Source organism: Oceanobacillus sp. M60 (assembly GCF_053839645.1).
The window spans coordinates 337,946-356,821 of the sequence record NZ_JBSSNH010000004.1 but is presented as its reverse complement, the minus strand read 5'-3'; the positions used below and the strand labels follow the sequence as shown (position 1 = coordinate 356,821).

Sequence of the window (18,876 nt, the reverse complement as noted above, 5' to 3'; positions counted from 1 at the left end):
ATACAAACCCAATCAAAAGAAGTATTTAAGATTATTTTCTTCTTTTGATGTTATACATATTTAAAGCAATACGGTTATGCCCCATGGCTTTAAAGTTTTTAATCAAACCATCCTGCTTCCATATCCAGACCGTCTTCATTACTGTCGATGCTTTCTTCATAAATGACTTCATCCATTGTCATGTTTGGAGTGTAGTAAAAGAAATAATAAATGGCGCCGATGATTCCAATTAAAATGACAGCGGATATAGTTATCTTTATACTTTTTCCCACTATATACCGCCTTTTATATAAAAGTACCCTGCATCTTTCCTTTTTCAAACATGAAAAAAGACTGGGGGAATCCCAGTCAGATAGAAAAATAACCCTTTTTCCATAAAACTCAAAAAGGCTTGGTAATCATCAATGCAATAATAATTAAAAACAGCGTATTGATAAGATGCTCATAGAAAAATAGCCGTTTGGACAAAATGAAGTATTCTGCTGGAATGTCTTCTCCTTTATGCTCCTTCAACAATGCCTTAATCGGCTTAGAGCTGGAAACTAATACCGTCGGACCAGACACGAGAGCAAGTAAAAAAAGAATGAGGCTGATCCAAAACCATCCTTGCTGAAAGAGGTATGTATTTAAAAACCCCATCCATAATCCGGTAACGAGTAACAAGGTACCGCCAATCATGACGAATTGATGCAATTTGTTACGGAGGGCATACGCATGCCGCAGTTCTGTCATGTTAGAAGCCTTTTTAGCAATTGGCGTCATCACAAAACCAGGTCCCATCCCTAAAATGGCAGAAAAGATATGTATAAATACGAGTATTTCATAAAATGTCATACTGTCTGTCACCTCCAAATACAAACAGCATGCCATCCTTTATGGCAACAGGTACGCCATTTCTAGACAGCATGCTTTTGAAGTGTTTTTTGTTTCAGGATAAATCCTGTAAAGTAGGCTCCAATCAGTGCAAGCAGGATTTTTACGGCAACGAGTGGAACAACAAAAACGATGGTAAAGGATAAGGATAACCATAAAACCGATACAGCAGTGATTTTTATTTTTAATGGGATGCCTTTTCCTGCACGGTAATTTTTGATATAAGAGCCAAAATATTTATTTTCAAGCAGCCAATGATATAATCTTTCTGAGCTTTTCGCGTAACATGCTGCAGATAATAATAAAAATGGTGTCGTAGGTAATAGGGGTAAAATTATACCGATGATACCCAGTCCCAGTGATAAGGATCCGCAGCTGACAAAAAATGCTTTTTTCATCATAACACCTACTTCAGCTTTAAATGAAATGCTGCCAAGAAAAGCAGCCAATACGTTTTTTCATAAGAGATTACTTCTATTTTACAATATAATTCCTGCCTGTGAAGGAAAATAAAATGACTAATTTGTGTAGATTCTAGAGGACTCTGGGAAATGTGAAGTAACTGCAAAAAAAGGACTTACCAATCGGCAAATCCTTCAAAGCAGCAATTATAAAACCAGCTGATTTTCCTTCTCTTCAATCAATTCCACAATTTCATTCTTCTCATTCATCACAGCCACTTTAGGTGTATGTGTTTTTACTTCATCCTGATCTAACTGCACATAAGAGATAATAATAATCACATCATCAATCTGTACGAGCCGGGCTGCTGCACCGTTCAAGCAGATTTTTCCGCTCCCGCGTTCGCCGGCAATGACATAGGTCTCCAAGCGTGCCCCATTGTTATTGTTTACAATAGCCACTTTTTCATTTGGCAGGATATCAACAGCATCTAAAATGTCGGCATCAATCGTGATGCTGCCGACATAATTTAAGTTGGCTTCGGTCACGCGTGCGCGGTGAATCTTGCCATTCATCATTGTTCTAATCATGGTTGTCTCCTTTTAAAATAATGTTATCAATCAATCTGGCTTTGGAAAATTTCACAGCCAGGGATATAAAAATCTGACCGGTGATTTGCGGCTGCTCCACTAACTCCGGGTAACTGTAGACAGCAATATCCTCTACATTCCCAGAAGTGTTTTTGGTTAGATGGGCTTGGATGGTATTAATCAAAACCGCGCTGTTTCTTTCGCCGGTGTCATACAATTCTTTTGCTTTGATTAAGCTTTGGTATAAGTGAACGGCCTCTTTTCGTTCCTGTTCGGTTAAATAGACATTGCGGGAGCTTTTGGCAAGACCGTCTGCTTCCCGTATCGTATCAATACCGATAACTTCGATGGGGTGATTAAAGTCGGCAACCATTTTTTCAATAATGGCAAGCTGCTGGGCATCCTTTTTACCAAAATAAGCGAAATCGGGACGAATGATATTGAACAGCTTATTGACGACCGTTACAACGCCGTCGAAATGTCCTGGACGATTTGCTCCTTCCAGCACTTCAGCCATGCGGTTTACCTTTAAGGAAATAGCCAGCGGGTCCGGATACATCTCCTCTACACTTGGATAAAATACATAATCAACACTAAGCGGTTCTAGTTTTGCCTGGTCACTCTCGATATCTCTGGGATAGGCATCAAAATCTTCATTCGGGCCAAATTGAAGCGGGTTTACAAATACACCGACGACGGTGACATCATTGTTTTTCAACGAGGTTTTTACCATCGTTAAATGGCCATCATGTAGGGCGCCCATTGTAGGTACCAGACCGATTTGCTTTTGTTCTTTTTTTAATGTTCGTATGATAGCGTTCATTTCTTGTATTGTTGTAATTCGTTGCGTCATGCGTCTACCTCATCCATAATTTGTTTCTTATACGTAAATTCAGGGGAAGGGAACAATCCTGCTTTTACTTCTTCATGATAAGCTTTTAATGCATCTACACCTGTTGTAAAGTCTCCATAACGCTTCACAAATTTTGGTTTGCGGTCGACGCCATAGTTTAACACATCATGATAAACAAGGACCTGTCCATCTGTATCTGCCCCGGCGCCAATGCCGATAACCGGAATGGATAACGTTTTTGTGATGGTCGCTGCCAGGTCACTTGGGATAGCTTCTAATACCAGCATCACGGCTTCGCTTTGTTCCATCAGCTTGGCATCTGCAATAAGCTCCTCAGCTGCTTCTTTGGATGCTGCCTGAAGCTTATAGCCGGTGATACCGAAGCTCTGCGGCGTCAGTCCGAGATGAGCAACGACCGGGATGCCGCTTTGGGTGCATCTTTTGATTAAGGGAGCAGTATGAGCTCCTTCCATTTTCAATGCATTCGCATTTGTTTCTTGATATAATTCCACCGCATTTTCCATATCTGTTTTATCATCTATACCAACTGTTCCAAAGGGCATATCAACGACCATAAAGGTATCTCTTGCGCCTCTGCGTACGGCTTTCGCGTGGTGTTTCATGTCCTGCATCGTCACCTGGACGGTGCTTTCATAGCCAAGGACGGTCATGCCGAGAGAGTCTCCGACAAGAATCGTCTCTATTCCAGCCTGCTCTGCCTGCTTCGCGCTTGGGTAGTCGTACGCTGTAAGCATTGTCATTTTTTCTCCGTTACTTTTCATGTTCATGAAATCATGAAGGAATTTCACTTCTAAATCACCTACTATTTTTATTGTTCTTCTTATTATAAAATTATCTGTATAGATTCACAATGGCAAGTTATTAGCTTGAGGAAAAGGTGGAGGATTAAAAATGGATACATTTGGAGTTATCGGTCCAGGTGCCGTTGGTTCTGTTATCGGGGAATCATTACATATCAGCGGCTATCAGGTGACTTTTTTGGGCAGGAAAGCAGGGGAAGTTTATATAGAAAGAGCGTCCGCATCGGAAACGGCTGCTTTTCCTGTCGAAGCTATTTCTGAAGCGGAAACAGTGATTGACTATTTATTTATCACTGTGAAAGGAACACAGCTGGAGGGGATTATGCCTTATTTAGATAAGCTGACGCATGAAAATACAGTCTGTATTCTTTGTCAAAATGGTTATGGACAGTTGGATAAATTTCACATTCCCAATGCATACCAGGCGGTTGTCTATATTAGCGCACAGAAGAAAGAGCAGGTTGTTACGCATTTTCGTGACAGAATCTTGATTTTACCGGAAAATCCAGTGACGAAAAAATTAAAAGAGGTGATTGCCGCAAGTGACCTCGACATCCGATTAAGCCCGGATTATCGTTATGAGGTTTGGTATAAGCTCCTTGTTAACCTCGCAATCAACTCTGTTACTGCACTAAGCAGAAATACAGCGCTTATTTTAGAAGAGGAAAAAATACAGCTCTTATGTAAACGATTGATCCAGGAAGGCGTAGCTATTGCTGTGGCAGAGGGGATCCATTTTCAAGAGGGAATTACAGAGGAAATCATGCGCATCTATGCCGGATACCCGCCGTATATGGGGACAAGTATGTACTATGATATTATAGCCGGAAAAACAATGGAGACAGCTTATATACAAGGGTATTTATATGAAAAAAGTCAAACGTACGGCTTGGATACACCCTGTTTAGATGCAGTATACAGTTTATTGCTGGCAAGTGAGATGAGGGGGTAAAATGAATCAATATATTAACCAAAATATGGTAACGTGATTTTTTTGCCATACGTAGGTTTTGGAATTTTTCTTCTGTGGAATTACATAGACGTGAACGCAAACGCCATCTTAATAAATATATTTCTAATCAAAAAGTAACAGAGAGGAGAAATTAAAATGGACGTGCCGAAACGGCAGAAGAAAAAAAGCTTCGTTGAGAAGAAAATTGTTATCCCTTCTATCGTAATTATAGCGATTATCAGTGCCTTATTTGCAATGTACACGAGCGAGTCCATGGAATTATTGGATAATATTTTTAATACATTAGTGGATACCTTTAAGTGGGGGTATTTATGGTACGCCTTTCTCATTGTGATAGCTGCATTGTTATTTTCATTTTCTAAGTATGGAAAAGTAGTTTTAGGTGATCCGGCACAGAAACCGAGATACAGCTTATTTGAATATGCATCTATTTTAATTGCCATGGGTCTTGGTTCAACCGTTATGCGGACAGGTTTGACGCAATGGAGCGAGGTTGCGAATGATCCGCCGTTTGGTCTGGATGCGGGATCGATGGAAGCGATTCTTGCCGGGAATTCCTACAGTATGTTTTTATGGACCTTCCAGACCTTTGCCGTCTTTGTGATGGTAGCCCCGGCAATGGGGTATCTGCTGTATGTCCGGAAGAAACCGAGAATGCGTATTTCAGAAGCGTGCCGCGTGATATTCGGTGACAAATTTACAGACGGAATTGGCGGTATTGTCCTTGACGTTCTTTTCTTAGTCAGTATTTTGGCCGGAGGTGCAGTGACCTTAGGTCTTGGTACACCGATTGTTACGTATAACCTGGCAGAACTATTGAATATCGACGTCACCTTTCCTTTTACTCTTATTGTTACATTGGTATGGGTCTTGGGCTTCTCCATCAGTGCTTATGTCGGGATTGATAAAGGCATCAAACGATTAAGCACATGGAATATGTATCTGGCAGGAGCTTTTGCTGTCCTGATTATTGTCATTGGACCGGGAATCTTTATCATGAATTTCTTTTCAGATTCCTTACGCTATTTAATCTCTAATTATATGAATTTTTCACTATATACGAATTCGCTGGATTTAGAAGGCGGGACACATATTGAGAGTCATACTGTTTTCTGGTTTGCTTATAATGCAACCTGGGCTATGCTTCACGGTGTATTTGCAGCGATTGTGTCGAAAGGCAGAACGATAAAAGAAATGATTTTGACATATCTGATGGCGCCTATGCTGTTATCTTGGCTTGCAACAGGAGTTCTCGGCGGATTAAGTGTTCACAGACAAGTGACAGATACCTTGCCAGTGCTGGATATTGTGCAGAATCAAGGAATTGAGGCATCGATTCCGGCTGTCTTAAGTTCGCTGCCGATTTCAGCGATTGTTCTGATTCTTTTTACGGTTATCGCGACGATATTCCTGATTACTACATTAGATTCAACAACCTATACCGTAGCAACCTATATGTCTAATCAGGATATGTCAAAGTCTACACCGTATAAATCATTACGAATCTTAGTAGCAGTGCTGATTACGGTTCTTGCTTTGACGCTGATGAGTGTAGGCGGCTTATCTCCGCTGGAAGTGCTTTCGGGACTGATGGGAATACCGATTATTATTATTCAGATTCTGACAGTCTTTGCAGCAAAGAAAATGATGGACGAGGACCGCGCCTGGGTGAAAAATGTCCGGAAAGCAAGGTATTCTTCCACCCATCAAAAGGATTAACCACCAAGGAGAAAATGTACGAATCGGCTCTTCAAAAAAATATTATCTTTTGTTCAGTCATGGTATGCTAGGTGGTAAAGAGCTTGGGTACGTTGGTTGCTCTTGAAACTTTAGTCGAAGAGGAGTTTATCTATGAAAAAGAAAGTTTATTTAAATCATGACGGTGGAGTAGATGATTTAATTTCCTTGTTTCTATTATTACAGATGGAAGATGTGGAGCTGGCTGGCGTTGGCGTTATTCCGGCTGACTGCTATTTAGAGCCTGCTGTATATGCAAGCCGTAAAATTATTGACCGTTTTGGAAAAGGACAGAATGTAGAAGTGGCTGCATCCACTTCCCGCGGCAAAAATCCCTTTCCTAAAGACTGGCGCATGCATGCATTCTTTGTAGATGCCCTGCCTCTATTAAACGAGTCTGGAAAGATAGAAGCAAAGCTTGCGGAAGAAGCGGCACACGAGCATTTGGTGAATGTGCTTCGTAAAAGTGATGAAAAAGTAACGCTTGTGTTTGTCGGCCCATTGACCGATTTAGCAAGAGCTTTGGAAATCGCTCCAGATATCGAAGAAAAAATTGAGAAGCTTGTCTGGATGGGCGGAACATTCTTAGAAAATGGAAATGTGGAAGAGCCGGAGCATGATGGAACTGCCGAATGGAATGCCTTCTGGGATCCAGAGGCTGTGAAAAAGGTATGGGACAGCTCGATTGAGATTGACTTAATTGCTTTAGAAAGCACGAATATGGTTCCGCTGACGACCGATGTCAGAGATAATTGGGCTGCTGAACGCCGGGATATCGGGATTGATTTCCTTGGACAGTGCTATGCAATGGTACCACCGCTCGTGCATTTTCAAACAAATTCAACTTACTTCCTGTGGGATGTTCTGACGACTGCAACGATTGGAAAACCGGATCTGGTGAAGAAAAAAGAAGTGAAGAGTATTGTTCACCCGAACGGAGCCAGTCAGGGAAAAACAGAAATTTCAGAGGCTGGACGCCCTGTTCAGTTTGTTTATGAAGTGGACCGGGATGCGTTCTTTGATTATATTACAGCATTAGCCAGACAGGAGAAATAAGATGAGAAAAATCATTATTGATACTGATACAGCCGGGGATGACACGATTGCCCTTTTGACCGCAATGCATCATTTTAAAGTGGAGGGTGTAACGATAACCGGCGGAAATGTGGAGTTTAATCAAGAGGTGGAAAATGCGCTGTATACGATTCAGGTCGCTAATCCGGAAGAGAAGGTTCCTGTCTATAAAGGTCTGGAACGGCCGTTGCTTGCAACAGGGCAGGAAAAGCACCGGACTGTAGAAGACGTTCATGGCGATGATGGCATGGGCGGTGCGCATTTTCCAAAGGCAGCACAGCGTCCGGAGGAAGGACATGCGGTTGATTTTATCATTGAGAAAGTAAAAGAATATCCGGGAGAAGTGAGTTTATTAGCGATTGCGCCGCTAACGAATATTGCAATGGCCATCAAGAAGGACCCTTCGATTATCAAGGATATTCCGCATATTTATATCATGGGCGGTACGAATAATACATTAGGGAATATCACACCGGCAGCGGAGTATAATTTCTATGTGGATCCGGAAGCGGCAAGACTTGTCCTGCATTCAGGCATTCCGATTACAATGGTTGGCTGGGATATGTGTATCGATTATTCCATCATGGATGACGAGGACCATGCGGAAATTGCCGGTCTGGAAACAGCTGGTTCCCAATTTTTTATAGATATTAATCAAGTGGTGATGCAGTTTAATAAATCTGTACACCGGCTGAATGGGACAACGCATCCGGATACATTGTTAGTGGCGATTGCGGCAGATGAGCGTATTATGACGGAAGCGCATGATTATTATGTAGATGTCGAAACAAAGGGTGAGCTTACCAGAGGTTACAGTCTGGTGGATATCAATAACCGTATGGAGAAAGCGCCCAATGTCCGTGTTTGTGAAGCAGTGGATCGTGAACGATTTAAGAAGAATTTGTTAAATGTTTTAGGGACGATTAAGTAGATAAGTAATGAAAAAGCCACGTCTTTCAGGAGAGAGACGTGGCTTTTTCATTACAGTAAAAACGATGTACAAGGGCGGTTAATTAAAAATTAAAAAATAGATCAGTACTCCCAGTGAGAAGCCCAAAATAAGCCGGATAGCTCTTTTCATAATCATTCTCCTCGCTCTGATGTATGTTCTTACTATCATTGTACTAAAGAGAGAAGATGATGCAAGGCTGGTAATGGTTTGGATCAGGATTTTTAATTATTAGATAGCAACCAAAGATTCGTCTGTAAAAGTTTTCATTCTTCCTGTGATAAATCCTCTTATTTCTGCAAAAATTATTTTGAGAAAAACAAACAAAATCCATTTTAATGAAAACGCCTACAGTATAAATTTCCTCCCTTATAGGAAATTTACCTAATATAGCGACTACTAAAATTATATTATAAATTAGATGTATAGGAAGGTTGGGATTAAGGTGAGTAAGAAGCACAATCAATTAATTAACTTTCTATCAACTCAGGAACAAGAGTATATACCAGCTGTGAAAATCGCTGAAGCTATTGGAGTAACAGATCGAACGATTCGAAATTATATCAAGGAGATAAATGAAAAATTTAATCAAATTTCTATTGTTTCTTCCCCGGAAGGCTATAAGCTTCAAACGGATGATATAAACATGTTGACAGTTAATGAAACTGATTTGGAAGAGACGTTGCTGGATTTTGAAATTATCCAATTTCTAATGAATAGAGATGATTATACTACTTATGATGAAATTGCGGATAAATTCTTCTATTCACCCCAAACAATTCGAAGCAGAATTCAGAAATTAACAATAGATATGGATAAGCTGGGAATTGATGTTGCAATAGATACAAAAGTATTTAAAGGTATTGTGTTGGTCGGCACAGAAATACAAAAACGTGTTTTATTGGAAAAACTTTTCACTTCTATTTCTGTAAAGAAGGAGGTCTACAAAGACTTTTTAACACAGAACTTCTGTGATTGGATTCATGAAGATGTTATAGAACGTGTTTTAAACTTAGTAGAAGAAATTAATATAAAATTTGATTTAAACTTAGAGTTTTTGATGTATAAAAAGATCTCCGTTCAATTGATTATTATGATTTCACGAATAGAACGCGGCAACCATGCTGCTATTGAATTAAGTGAGGAAACAGAGTTTAAAGAATTCAAAGAATTTGAAGTGGCAAGAGCTTTTTGTAACGGTATTCTCAAATATGCCATCGCTTCAGAAAATGAATGCATTTATTTAACAAATTATTTAATGTCGCTACACTTAGACTTGGAAGAGCCTAGGATAGAAAACAAAGACCTGCATACTGTAAAAAAGATTGAAAAGATATTATTCAATATAGAGCAGGTTTACCAAGTACCAACCTATTCTCAAAAGAAGTTTAAAACTAATATTTTAAATCATATTTACCGAATTATTTATCCGGTATCACATAACCTGCTTATCTATAATCCGTTTGTGAAGGAAACAAAATCAGAGTATTTTTTCTCATTTAGCATCGCTTCGAATATTGCATTGGAGATTGAAAAAGAATTCAATGTTGAAATTCATGATAGTGAAATAGCCTATTTAGCTTATCATATTCAAAATATTTTCGAATCTCAAGATAAGAAAAGAATAAAGACAATTATTTTATACAACAGAAATTACGAGCGTACAAAACTTCTTTCATCAAAAATAGCAACTTATTTTAACGAATTGGAAATCTATAAAATAGAGAAATGTACTCAAGACTATGCTTTTAATGAGAACTGTTTGTATATCGGCATCGATTTAGCATTTACTCCAAAAACTGAAAAGGAAGTTATTATGGTTCAAAACGGGCTTCAAAATGGAGAGATAAAAAAGATTCGATTTTTTCTTGAATCTCAAAATTCTATTATAGAACGTGCCAATATATATTGGATAGACGAAAATAATCTAGATCAAGTGATTCAAAAACTGCTTAAAAGCAATCAGCGAGAAGATTTTATTGAAGCTGTTATGAAAAGAGAAAAAATGTCTTATACCTCTATGGGTAATTTAGTAGCTATTCCGCATCCTTATTTTGAGATACAGGAATATAAAGAGGAGGTAATCATTGGTATAAATCAGAAAGCAATTGAATGGGGAAGCGAATTTGTTCAGTTAATTATTATTTATTTACCTTCTAATGATGTAGAAAGAAATGAATATATATTTACGGAGTTCTTTCAGAAAACGAAAAACATAACTGATGTTAAGAAGCTTGTTCAAATGAAGACAAAAGAGGAATTCGTAAATTGTTGGAATCAAATTTAAAAAACTTGGAGTGATGAAAATGTTATTAAATATGAAAAATTTATTAAAAACAGCTTATGAAAATCAATTTGCAGTAGGATCTTATAATGTAGCTAATAGTGAGTTTGTAAGAGTAGTGATAGAAGCAGCTGAGGAAAAAAAGGCACCTGCTATCATACAAATTCATCCTAACGAAATAGAATTGCTAGGAGATGAATTTACTGCTTATGTTAGGGAGGTTTGTCAGCGCACCTCTATACCGATAGCTATTCATTTAGATCACGGCGCTTCCGTTCAAGATGTGATGCGAGCTATTAGAAATGGCTTTACCTCTGTGATGATAGACGCTTCTCATGCTTCTTTTGAGGATAATATAGCGATTACAAAAGAAGTGGTGCAGTTGGCACATGCTGTGGATGTATCCGTGGAGGCTGAATTAGGAACAATTGGATCCAATGATAATAGTTCAGAGGGTGGAGCAGATGAAATCTTGTATACCGATCCTCAGGATGCAAAAACATTTGTCGAGGAAACAGGAGTTGACACGTTAGCTGTGGCTATTGGAACTTCTCATGGGCAATATAAACATGCTGGAAAACCAGAATTAAAATTAGAATTGCTAAAAGAAATTTATCAGCAAGTAGCAATTCCTTTGGTTCTTCATGGGGGAAGTGACAATAAAGATGAAGAAATCTCTCAGACGTATTTACATGGTGTTTCAAAAATCAATCTTTCAACAGATATGAAAAATGCTTTTTTCCAAGAAATGCGCAACTTCTTAACTAGTAATCAAGGTGCTTATGAACCAGATGTGATTATGCCGGGCTCTCGTAGTGCAGCAAAAGAAGTTGTAAAGAAAAAAATGGATTTATTTAATTCTACAAATCATGCGAACCTTTATTATAAATAAATAGTAGAGCGAGGGAGAGTAATGAAATTTATTGATATTCTCACGAAAGATAATATCATTTTAAATATAAATGGAAAAAATCAAAATGAAGTAATTGATGAATTGGTAGGAAGATTGGCTGACAATAACCTTACTAGTAATCCAGAAGAATTTAAACAGGCAATCTATAAAAGAGAAGGAGAAATATCTACAGCTGTTGGATACAGTGTCGCAATTCCTCATGCTAAAAGCAAAACAATTTCAAAGCCTGCTATTATATTTGGTAGAACACTAGAAGGGATAGATTACGGAGGTCAGCATACGAATCTTATATTTATGATTGCTGCACCTGAAAATGCTTCTGATGATCATCTTGAATTGTTATCAAGGCTATCCACTTTCTTGATGGATGAAACCTTTCGGGCGAAGTTGCTGGTTGCAATATCTACAGAGGAAATCATTCAAGTTATAACAGAATATGAACAACAAAAAAAGAGCGAAAATATAGATAAAAATGATAGCGATAAATATTTAATCGGGATTACGGGATGTATGACGGGCATTGCACATACGTATATGGCAGCAGAAGCGTTAAAAGAAGCAGCCCGAAAAAGAGGAATGAAAGCGAAAATACAGACGAATGGTGCCAATGGACCTGAAAATAGATTAACTTTGAAGGATGTTCAAGATGCAGATGCTATTGTATTGGCGCATGATGTGAATGTGGATACTTCTATATTTAAAGAAAAGAAGTATGTAGATGCGACTGTAAAAAAAGCTATTAACCATGCAGATGAGTTAATTGATCAAGCGCTGTCATATAATATAAAAGAAATGCGTGAAAATGATGCAGAAGTTGTACAAGAAAAGGCAGAAGATTCTGGTGATAAGGGTGGATTACAATTTTATAAGCATATTATGAGCGGCGTTTCCTACATGATTCCATTCGTTGTTGTTGGCGGAATATTTATAGCTATATCCTTTATGTTTGGAATTTATGCCGCAGATCCGGATAGTGAACAGTATAATGTTATTGCACATTTCTTTAGCCAAGTTGGAGGAGAAGCAGCCTTTGCATTAATGGTTCCAATTTTAGCGGGATTTATAGGCTATAGTATTGCTGGTAAGCTGGGATTAGCACCTGCAATGATTGGTGGAATGATGGCAAATATAGGGGAGGCAGGATTCCTTGGAGGAATGATTGCCGGTTTTGTAGGAGGTTTCGCTGCAAAATTAATTGCTAAGTCTATGAGGAAAATACCAAAGTCATTTCAAGGGTTAATATCTATATTAGTTGTGCCTTTATTAAGTACATTAATTGTCGGAGCTTTTATGTTTTTCGTTTTAAATACACCGATGTCAGCATTAAATGAATTTTTAGAGGGTTGGTTAAGAGGATTGACTGGAGTTAATGCTGCAATTTTAGGAGCTTTATTAGCAGGAATGATGGCTTCCGACATGGGAGGGCCTATCAATAAAACAGCATCAGCATTTGGTTTAGCAATGTTTGCAGCAAATATTTTTGAGCCTTCAGCTGCATTAATGGTTGGTGGAATGGTTCCTCCAATTGGAATTGCCCTGGCAACTTCAATTTTTAAGAATAGATTTACTGGTCAAGAGATAGAGGCTGGAAAAGCTAGTTATGTACTTGGAGCCAGTTTTATAACTGAAGGAGCAATACCGTTTGCTGCAGCAGACCCTCTAAGAGTTATACCAGCAAATATCATTGGAGCTGCTATAGGTGGGGGGCTTTGTATGGCATTGGATATCTCTTTAAGAGCACCGCATGGAGGGATTTTTGTAATCCCGATAGCCAGTAATAAACCTCTATTATATATTGGATGTATTCTGTTAGGTTCAATTATTACCTGTTTTATTTTAGGTTTCTTGAAAAAACCTTTATCGGACGAAGACAGGAAAAAAGGGAAAGAAATGAGTTCCATCTTTTAATAGTAAATAGATGAAAAGCTAAGTAACGTTAAATCTAAATGTTACTTAGCTTTTTTAATTTTTAAAATTTCCTTCCATGTTGCAGAGGAGAAATTTGAAAAAGATATTATAAAAAATAAACAGAATTAATAAGGAGGGCACAAGGTTCCTTCTTAAGTTTTAATTAATCTTTTTGAAGAAAATAGTCACCCTATCAAAATAGCAAAAGCACTATATACAAGCAATAAGCCCATAACTATGTTAAAGACCTTCTGATAACGGTCTAAGAAATTGTGAAGAACAGAACCAAACAGGCTCCAGGTAATTGAGCTGCAAATACCGACAATCCCTAAGAAAAGACAGAATAGGATATAGCTGAAATAGGATTGGTAATAGGGCAGCAGAAATGTAGACACAACGGCAATGCCATAGAGAATCGCTTTGGGATTTATAAATTGCATCAGTGTACCAATGATAAACAGATTTTTATCTGCTTTGGCTGAAGATTCCTGCTTGCTTCCTGAACTGGTAAATGTTTTATAAGCTAAATAGAGCATATAGAATACACCCGCGAATTTTAACGGTGTTTCAATAACTGGCAGGACTTCAATAAGTGCCCGATTGAAAAAGCTGCAAAGTAAAGCGATAAGAAAGAAGCCTGCTCCTACCCCTATACAAAAGGATATGGTATTTCTAAATCCGTAGCGGTTTGCGAAAGAGATGGCCATAAAATTATTTGGACCAGGGGTAAAGCTGCTGACAAAAACAAATGTAAGAAAAGGCAAAATAGGCATGGATGAAAAGCTCCTTTAAAAATGAGTCAGAATAAAACTTATTATACATAATTAAAATCAAAAAATACAGGCTTTTATTGCATATTTTGGAAAGGTTCCTCTATGGACTGTTTCTTGAATAAACATAATCAGAGCACGGCTTCTCTTTAAAAATAATAAAAAATAAACAGCCTATTTCTCTGTTTTTCGACCATTCCTTTTTGAACTATGTTATAATGCATAACAACGCATATTTTTGCATGAAAATACATTTGTGATATAATTATTTTTTCAGTATGAGGAGGTTTATCAGCAAATGTCATTAGAGAAAAACTATGAAGCTATCCAAGAAGAGCTGAATCAAATCAGCAATCAATTATATGAGAATCCAGAGCTGGGAGATCAAGAATTTGAATCGATGAAGTTACTGGTTAATTATTTAAAGACGTATGATTTTGAAGTAGAGACAGGCATTGTTGATCGCCCGACTGCTTTTCGCGCAGAGTATACAAGCAGTAAGCCGGGGCCGACCGTTGCTTACTTGGCAGAGTATGATGCGCTGCCTGGCATCGGACATGGCTGCGGGCATAATTTAATTGCTGCGTTTGCTGTAGGAGCTGGTGTCATACTACGTCAGCATATAGAAGAAATTGGCGGGAAGGTCGTTGTCTTAGGCACGCCTGCAGAGGAAACAAGCGGTGCAAAAGTGCCGATGAGCGAGCAGGGGACGTTTGAAGATATTGATGTCGCGATGATGGTGCATGGCGCCGATGTATCCTCTGAAAGCGGTCCGATGCTGGCCATGGATGCCCTTCAGTTTGATTTTACAGGAAAAGCAGCCCATGCAGCGGCATCCCCGGAGCAGGGAATCAATGCTCTTGATGCTGTGATTCAATTATTTAATGGGATAAACGCGCTTCGGGAGCATGTGCCGGATGATGTGCGAATCCATGGCATTATCACGAAAGGCGGAGAAGCAGCAGGCATCGTACCTGCAGAAGCTACAGCACAATTTTATATCCGTGCCAATGAACGGAAGCTGGTGGATGAGCTTGGAGAGAAGGTAAGAAATATTGCGGAAGGAGCTTGCTTGATGACAGGCGCTTCGGTAGAGATTTCCGACTATGAGCTAAGCTACGATAATATGATTACAAACCAAGCGCTGTCAGACACATTTACGAAGCATATGAAGTCGTATAGTGTGAATCCTGTATATCCGGCTGTTCCGGCGACAGGGTCAGCAGATATGGGGAATGTCAGTCAGGTTGTTCCATCGATCCATCCGTTTGCCGGTTTAAATGAGCCGGGTCTTGTTTTTCATACGAAGGAGTTTGCAGAAAAAACAATCACGCCAGATGGGGAAGCAGCAATTCATGATGCAGTACTGGCTTTGGCACATACTGGGTATGATATTATAGTCAACAAAGATTTACTACATGCGATTAAACAAGAATTTGAAAATCGGTAAGGGTAGAATGAGGTAAGGTCTCATTGTAACAGGTAGTTTATTTCTTTAACAAAGTAGTAAACTGCCTGTTTTTTATTTTAAAAACAGGCAAAAGGAGAGGTTACTATGAGCGGAAATGTAAATACGGCGGAGGAGAACTCTCAGAAGCAGAAGAAAAAATGGGAATTTCCGCATGTTTTTGCTCTCATGTTTGGGCTGATTATTATTACAGCGGTAATGACATACTTTATTCCAGCTGGAGAATACGAACGGGAAACAACTGTCGTCAATGGGACTGAAAGAACGGTTGTTATTAATGACACATATCATGAAGCAGAAGGAAGCCCGACTGGATTCTTTGAAGTCTTTCAAACGGTACATAAAGGAATGACGCAAAGCGCAGACATTATTTTCTTTATTTTTATTGTGGGCGGTGCTTTTGGTATTTTAAATGCAACGAAAGCAATCGAAACAGGGCTCGCCAATCTATCAATGAAGATGGCGGATAAAGAAATATATCTGATTCCTGTTATCATGACGCTATTTGCTTTGGGCGGCGGGACGTTTGGGATGTCAGAAGAAACGATTCCATTTATTATGATTTTAGTTCCGTTAGCAATGAAATTAGGCTTTGATTCTTTAACTGGAGCGGCTATGGTTATTATCGGCTCTGGCGCAGGTTTTACAGCATCCTTTATGAATCCATTTACAGTCGGGGTAGCACAAGGGATTGCCGAGCTGCCGACATTCTCTGGCATGGGGATACGCTTTGCTATGTGGATTATTTTTGTTGCATTTAGTATAGCTTTTGTTATGATTTATGCGAAAAAAGTAAAGAAAAATCCAGAGAAAAGCTTAATGTACAAGATTGATAAACAAAGAAATTTGGATGATTCTTTAGATGGACAATATAAAAAACTGACAGGCAGACAAGCTGTTATTATTGGATTATTAGTAGCAACGATTATTATTTTGGCTATCGGAGTAATTTATTTTGACTGGTTTATTCTGGAGATTGCTTCGCTGTTCTTAATTATGGGAGTGATTGCCGGTTTTGTCGGCAAGCTGCGTGTGAATCAAATCGCCGAATCCTTTATCAACGGCTGTAAAGAGCTGATTGTCGGAGCGTTAGTTGTCGGTTTTGCTTACGGGATTTTAGTTGTTTTAGAGGAAAGTAATACGATTGATACGATTCTATTTGCGGCATCCAATCTGGTAAGCCAGCTTCCTACGGCTTTTTCTGCGATAGGGATGTATGTATTCCAGAGTATTCTAAACTTCTTAGTGCCATCAGGGAGCGGACAGGCTGCTTTAACCATGCCGATTATGACACCATTATCCGACCTTACCGGGGTAAGCAGACAGACTGCGGTAATGGCCTTCCAATTGGGGGATGGGATATCCAACTCGATTACGCCTACATCGGGAGTATTGATGGCTTCCTTGGCAATTGCTAAAATTCCATGGACTACTTGGTTCCGCTGGATTATTCCATGGGTCCTCCTATCCTATCTTGCCGGCGGGATTATTCTTACCATCGTGCATATGTTTATTTGGACGAGTTAATAAAAAAGGTTATGAGCAGTTAACTAAAATGTCTGCTCATAACCTTTTTTTAATTCTTAAGAAATAGAAGCTTCATAGATAGAATCAACCGCTTTTTTCAATGCTGCATCAAATTCTTCTTGAGATTGATTTGCGTTTAGATCCTGACTTAATGCTCTGGAGAAGCTGGCAATAAGTCCTTTATTGTCTTTTAGCTTCGCATTTGCATCATCTGTAGAATAACCGCCAGATAATGCAACAACCCGGACAACATTCGGGTGATTAATTAATTCTCTATATAAATTATTCTGTGTTGGAATGGATAACTTAAGCATAACCAACTGATCCGAATCAAGCTGGTTTAAATGCTCTAAAATCTCTGCTTTTAAAATTTCTTCGCTGTCTTCTTTAGAAGGACTGTGAATGTCTACTTCCGGTTCAATAATCGGTACCAGTCCGGCAGCAATGATTTGTTTTCCAATTTCAAATTGCTGGTCGACCACTTTTTTAATACCTTCCCGGTTATCCTCTTTAATCACAGAGCGCATTTTTGTACCAAAAATATGACGATCGTTGGCACGCTCTAATGTTTCTTGTAAATTATCGATTGGCTTCATCAGCTGAACGCCGTCTGCTTCTTCTGCAAGGCCTTTGTCGACTTTTAAGAATGGGACAATTCCTTTTTCCTCAGCGAGATAATCGCCGGTGTACTTTCCTTCGATTTTACGGTCCATCGTTTGTTCAAAAAGAATCGCGCCAATAATTTGATCGGCATTAAAGGAAGGTGATGTAATAATTCTTGTCCGCATTTCGTGAACCAGGTCAAACATTTCATCTTCGCCCTGATAGGCGTTTTCCGGGATTCCATAGGCAGCCAAAGCCTTTGGTGTACTTCCTCCACTTTGATCCAGTGCTGCTATAAATCCTTTGTCATTTTTCATTCTTTCTAATTGATTTTGCTGCATCACTTTCACTCCTTTTTTAGTTGAGCCAATAATCGGCTATTAAAAAATAGTCTGAAGTAACTCTCAACTTCTATTGTAGCACTAATTAATGATAGATTATAGTATTTTGCGTGAAAGGAAAGGCATAAGAAGGAGCTTTACGCTATCAAAAATAACATATATTTTTTCTTGAAGGCCAGCAATGGAGTTAAAAATAGACACCTTCCAAGTCTTTTAATAGGATAAAAAGAAAAGAGGTGGTTAAGATGCAGGCTATCACGAAAAAAAGGTTGAAAGCTTATCTAATTGATTTAACCGTATCCACAACAGTTACTTTGGCAACAGAGAGTCTATTGGAAAAGAAAATCAAGAGCCCGGTATTCTTTAATTTAGTCAACCCGACGCTGATTATGTGGTCATTGGAATACGCACAGTTAAAATGCGGCGGGCAGACGCTGGGCCACAGGGCAGCCGGGGTAAAGCTGGAGCGTACAGACGGCGGGGATTTAACTGGAAGTCAGATTATCAAACGGATGGCGTATCGTGATACGGTGGGCACATTCGGATATTGGAAGAATCGGGAAAAGTTTGAAGGAAAGGATGGCAGTCAATTTCCTTATGACCATTCGGCTGGAGTCAAGATGAAGGAAGTATAGTTATTTGAACAAAAAATATAGAGTGAAAGCCCGATAATAAAGCTTGAAATAAGCGGATATTATTGGGTTTTTATTTGAATAAAATACACGTTATCAGCCGATAAGCACACCTTTACTTCTCTTCTCGCATAATATACAATTTATAGTAAATGAAA

The 18,876-nt window shown here is 38.9% G+C and carries 18 protein-coding genes; 10 read left to right on the top strand and 8 right to left on the bottom strand.

What is annotated here, in order from left to right; genetic code table 11:
* Positions 1 to 98: 98 nt before the first annotated feature.
* The 6 genes from ACW0TQ_RS12360 to panB form a co-directional block, all read right to left on the bottom strand.
* Positions 99 to 272, bottom strand: coding sequence for a hypothetical protein (locus ACW0TQ_RS12360; RefSeq protein ID WP_256705306.1), 174 nt, complete (start codon positions 270 to 272; stop codon positions 99 to 101).
* A 109-nt stretch (positions 273 to 381) separates the two neighbouring features.
* Positions 382 to 834: a DUF2269 family protein gene (locus tag ACW0TQ_RS12355; protein ID WP_042529036.1), complete on the bottom strand. Its 453-nt coding sequence runs from the start codon at positions 832 to 834 to the stop codon at positions 382 to 384.
* 62 nt (positions 835 to 896) lie between these two features.
* On the bottom strand, positions 897 to 1,274 hold the full coding sequence (locus ACW0TQ_RS12350; protein WP_455725719.1) for a YbaN family protein: 378 nt from the start codon (positions 1,272 to 1,274) through the stop codon (positions 897 to 899).
* A 207-nt stretch (positions 1,275 to 1,481) separates the two neighbouring features.
* The gene (gene panD, locus ACW0TQ_RS12345; RefSeq protein ID WP_193064459.1) at positions 1,482 to 1,865 is read right to left on the bottom strand and encodes an aspartate 1-decarboxylase; all 384 of its coding nucleotides are present in this window, start codon (positions 1,863 to 1,865) and stop codon (positions 1,482 to 1,484) included.
* The gene (gene panC, locus ACW0TQ_RS12340) at positions 1,858 to 2,718 is read right to left on the bottom strand and encodes a pantoate--beta-alanine ligase (protein WP_455725718.1); all 861 of its coding nucleotides are present in this window, start codon (positions 2,716 to 2,718) and stop codon (positions 1,858 to 1,860) included. The genes panD and panC overlap by 8 nt, the downstream gene beginning before the upstream one ends.
* On the bottom strand, positions 2,715 to 3,527 hold the full coding sequence (panB, locus tag ACW0TQ_RS12335; RefSeq protein WP_455725717.1) for a 3-methyl-2-oxobutanoate hydroxymethyltransferase: 813 nt from the start codon (positions 3,525 to 3,527) through the stop codon (positions 2,715 to 2,717). Before panB ends, panC begins: the two co-directional genes overlap by 4 nt.
* 103 nt (positions 3,528 to 3,630) lie before the next feature.
* Here panB and ACW0TQ_RS12330 point away from each other — a divergent pair, with 103 nt between their 5' ends.
* The 7 genes from ACW0TQ_RS12330 to ACW0TQ_RS12300 all read left to right on the top strand — a co-directional run bounded on the left by ACW0TQ_RS12330 (position 3,631) and on the right by ACW0TQ_RS12300 (position 13,377).
* Positions 3,631 to 4,491: an oxidoreductase gene (locus tag ACW0TQ_RS12330; RefSeq protein WP_455725716.1), complete on the top strand. Its 861-nt coding sequence runs from the start codon at positions 3,631 to 3,633 to the stop codon at positions 4,489 to 4,491.
* Positions 4,492 to 4,647: 156 nt separating this feature from the next.
* Positions 4,648 to 6,231 (top strand): BCCT family transporter, encoded by a 1,584-nt coding sequence (locus ACW0TQ_RS12325; RefSeq protein ID WP_193064461.1) that lies wholly within the window; start codon positions 4,648 to 4,650, stop codon positions 6,229 to 6,231.
* A gap of 132 nt (positions 6,232 to 6,363) precedes the next feature.
* Positions 6,364 to 7,305 (top strand): nucleoside hydrolase, encoded by a 942-nt coding sequence (locus ACW0TQ_RS12320; protein ID WP_212929260.1) that lies wholly within the window; start codon positions 6,364 to 6,366, stop codon positions 7,303 to 7,305.
* Position 7,306: 1 nt separating this feature from the next.
* Positions 7,307 to 8,254 (top strand): nucleoside hydrolase, encoded by a 948-nt coding sequence (locus ACW0TQ_RS12315; protein ID WP_289584494.1) that lies wholly within the window; start codon positions 7,307 to 7,309, stop codon positions 8,252 to 8,254.
* Between the two features lie 463 nt (positions 8,255 to 8,717).
* Positions 8,718 to 10,559 carry a BglG family transcription antiterminator gene (locus ACW0TQ_RS12310; protein ID WP_212929258.1) on the top strand — a complete coding sequence of 614 codons (1,842 nt, stop codon included), beginning with the start codon at positions 8,718 to 8,720 and terminating at the stop codon, positions 10,557 to 10,559.
* Between the two features lie 19 nt (positions 10,560 to 10,578).
* On the top strand, positions 10,579 to 11,448 hold the full coding sequence (locus ACW0TQ_RS12305; RefSeq protein WP_455725715.1) for a ketose-bisphosphate aldolase: 870 nt from the start codon (positions 10,579 to 10,581) through the stop codon (positions 11,446 to 11,448).
* A 21-nt stretch (positions 11,449 to 11,469) separates the two neighbouring features.
* Entirely contained in the window at positions 11,470 to 13,377 is a 1,908-nt protein-coding gene (locus tag ACW0TQ_RS12300) for a PTS fructose transporter subunit IIABC (protein WP_289584491.1), read from the top strand.
* A 185-nt stretch (positions 13,378 to 13,562) separates the two neighbouring features.
* Here ACW0TQ_RS12300 and ACW0TQ_RS12295 read toward each other — a convergent pair whose 3' ends face one another.
* The gene (locus ACW0TQ_RS12295; RefSeq protein ID WP_212929255.1) at positions 13,563 to 14,150 is read right to left on the bottom strand and encodes a LysE family translocator; all 588 of its coding nucleotides are present in this window, start codon (positions 14,148 to 14,150) and stop codon (positions 13,563 to 13,565) included.
* A gap of 295 nt (positions 14,151 to 14,445) precedes the next feature.
* Between ACW0TQ_RS12295 and ACW0TQ_RS12290 the strand changes: the two genes are divergently transcribed.
* Both ACW0TQ_RS12290 and ACW0TQ_RS12285 read left to right on the top strand, forming a co-directional pair.
* Positions 14,446 to 15,597, top strand: a complete 1,152-nt coding sequence (locus ACW0TQ_RS12290) for a M20 family metallopeptidase (protein ID WP_455725714.1) — start codon at positions 14,446 to 14,448, stop codon at positions 15,595 to 15,597.
* Between the two features lie 105 nt (positions 15,598 to 15,702).
* Positions 15,703 to 17,142: a YfcC family protein gene (locus ACW0TQ_RS12285; RefSeq protein ID WP_042529056.1), complete on the top strand. Its 1,440-nt coding sequence runs from the start codon at positions 15,703 to 15,705 to the stop codon at positions 17,140 to 17,142.
* A 56-nt stretch (positions 17,143 to 17,198) separates the two neighbouring features.
* Here ACW0TQ_RS12285 and ACW0TQ_RS12280 read toward each other — a convergent pair whose 3' ends face one another.
* Positions 17,199 to 18,086 carry a fructose bisphosphate aldolase gene (locus tag ACW0TQ_RS12280; protein ID WP_455725713.1) on the bottom strand — a complete coding sequence of 296 codons (888 nt, stop codon included), beginning with the start codon at positions 18,084 to 18,086 and terminating at the stop codon, positions 17,199 to 17,201.
* Between the two features lie 245 nt (positions 18,087 to 18,331).
* On the opposite strand from ACW0TQ_RS12280, the gene ACW0TQ_RS12275 reads away from it, so the two are divergent.
* The gene (locus ACW0TQ_RS12275) at positions 18,332 to 18,721 is read left to right on the top strand and encodes an RDD family protein (RefSeq protein ID WP_042529060.1); all 390 of its coding nucleotides are present in this window, start codon (positions 18,332 to 18,334) and stop codon (positions 18,719 to 18,721) included.
* Positions 18,722 to 18,876 lie beyond the last annotated feature (155 nt).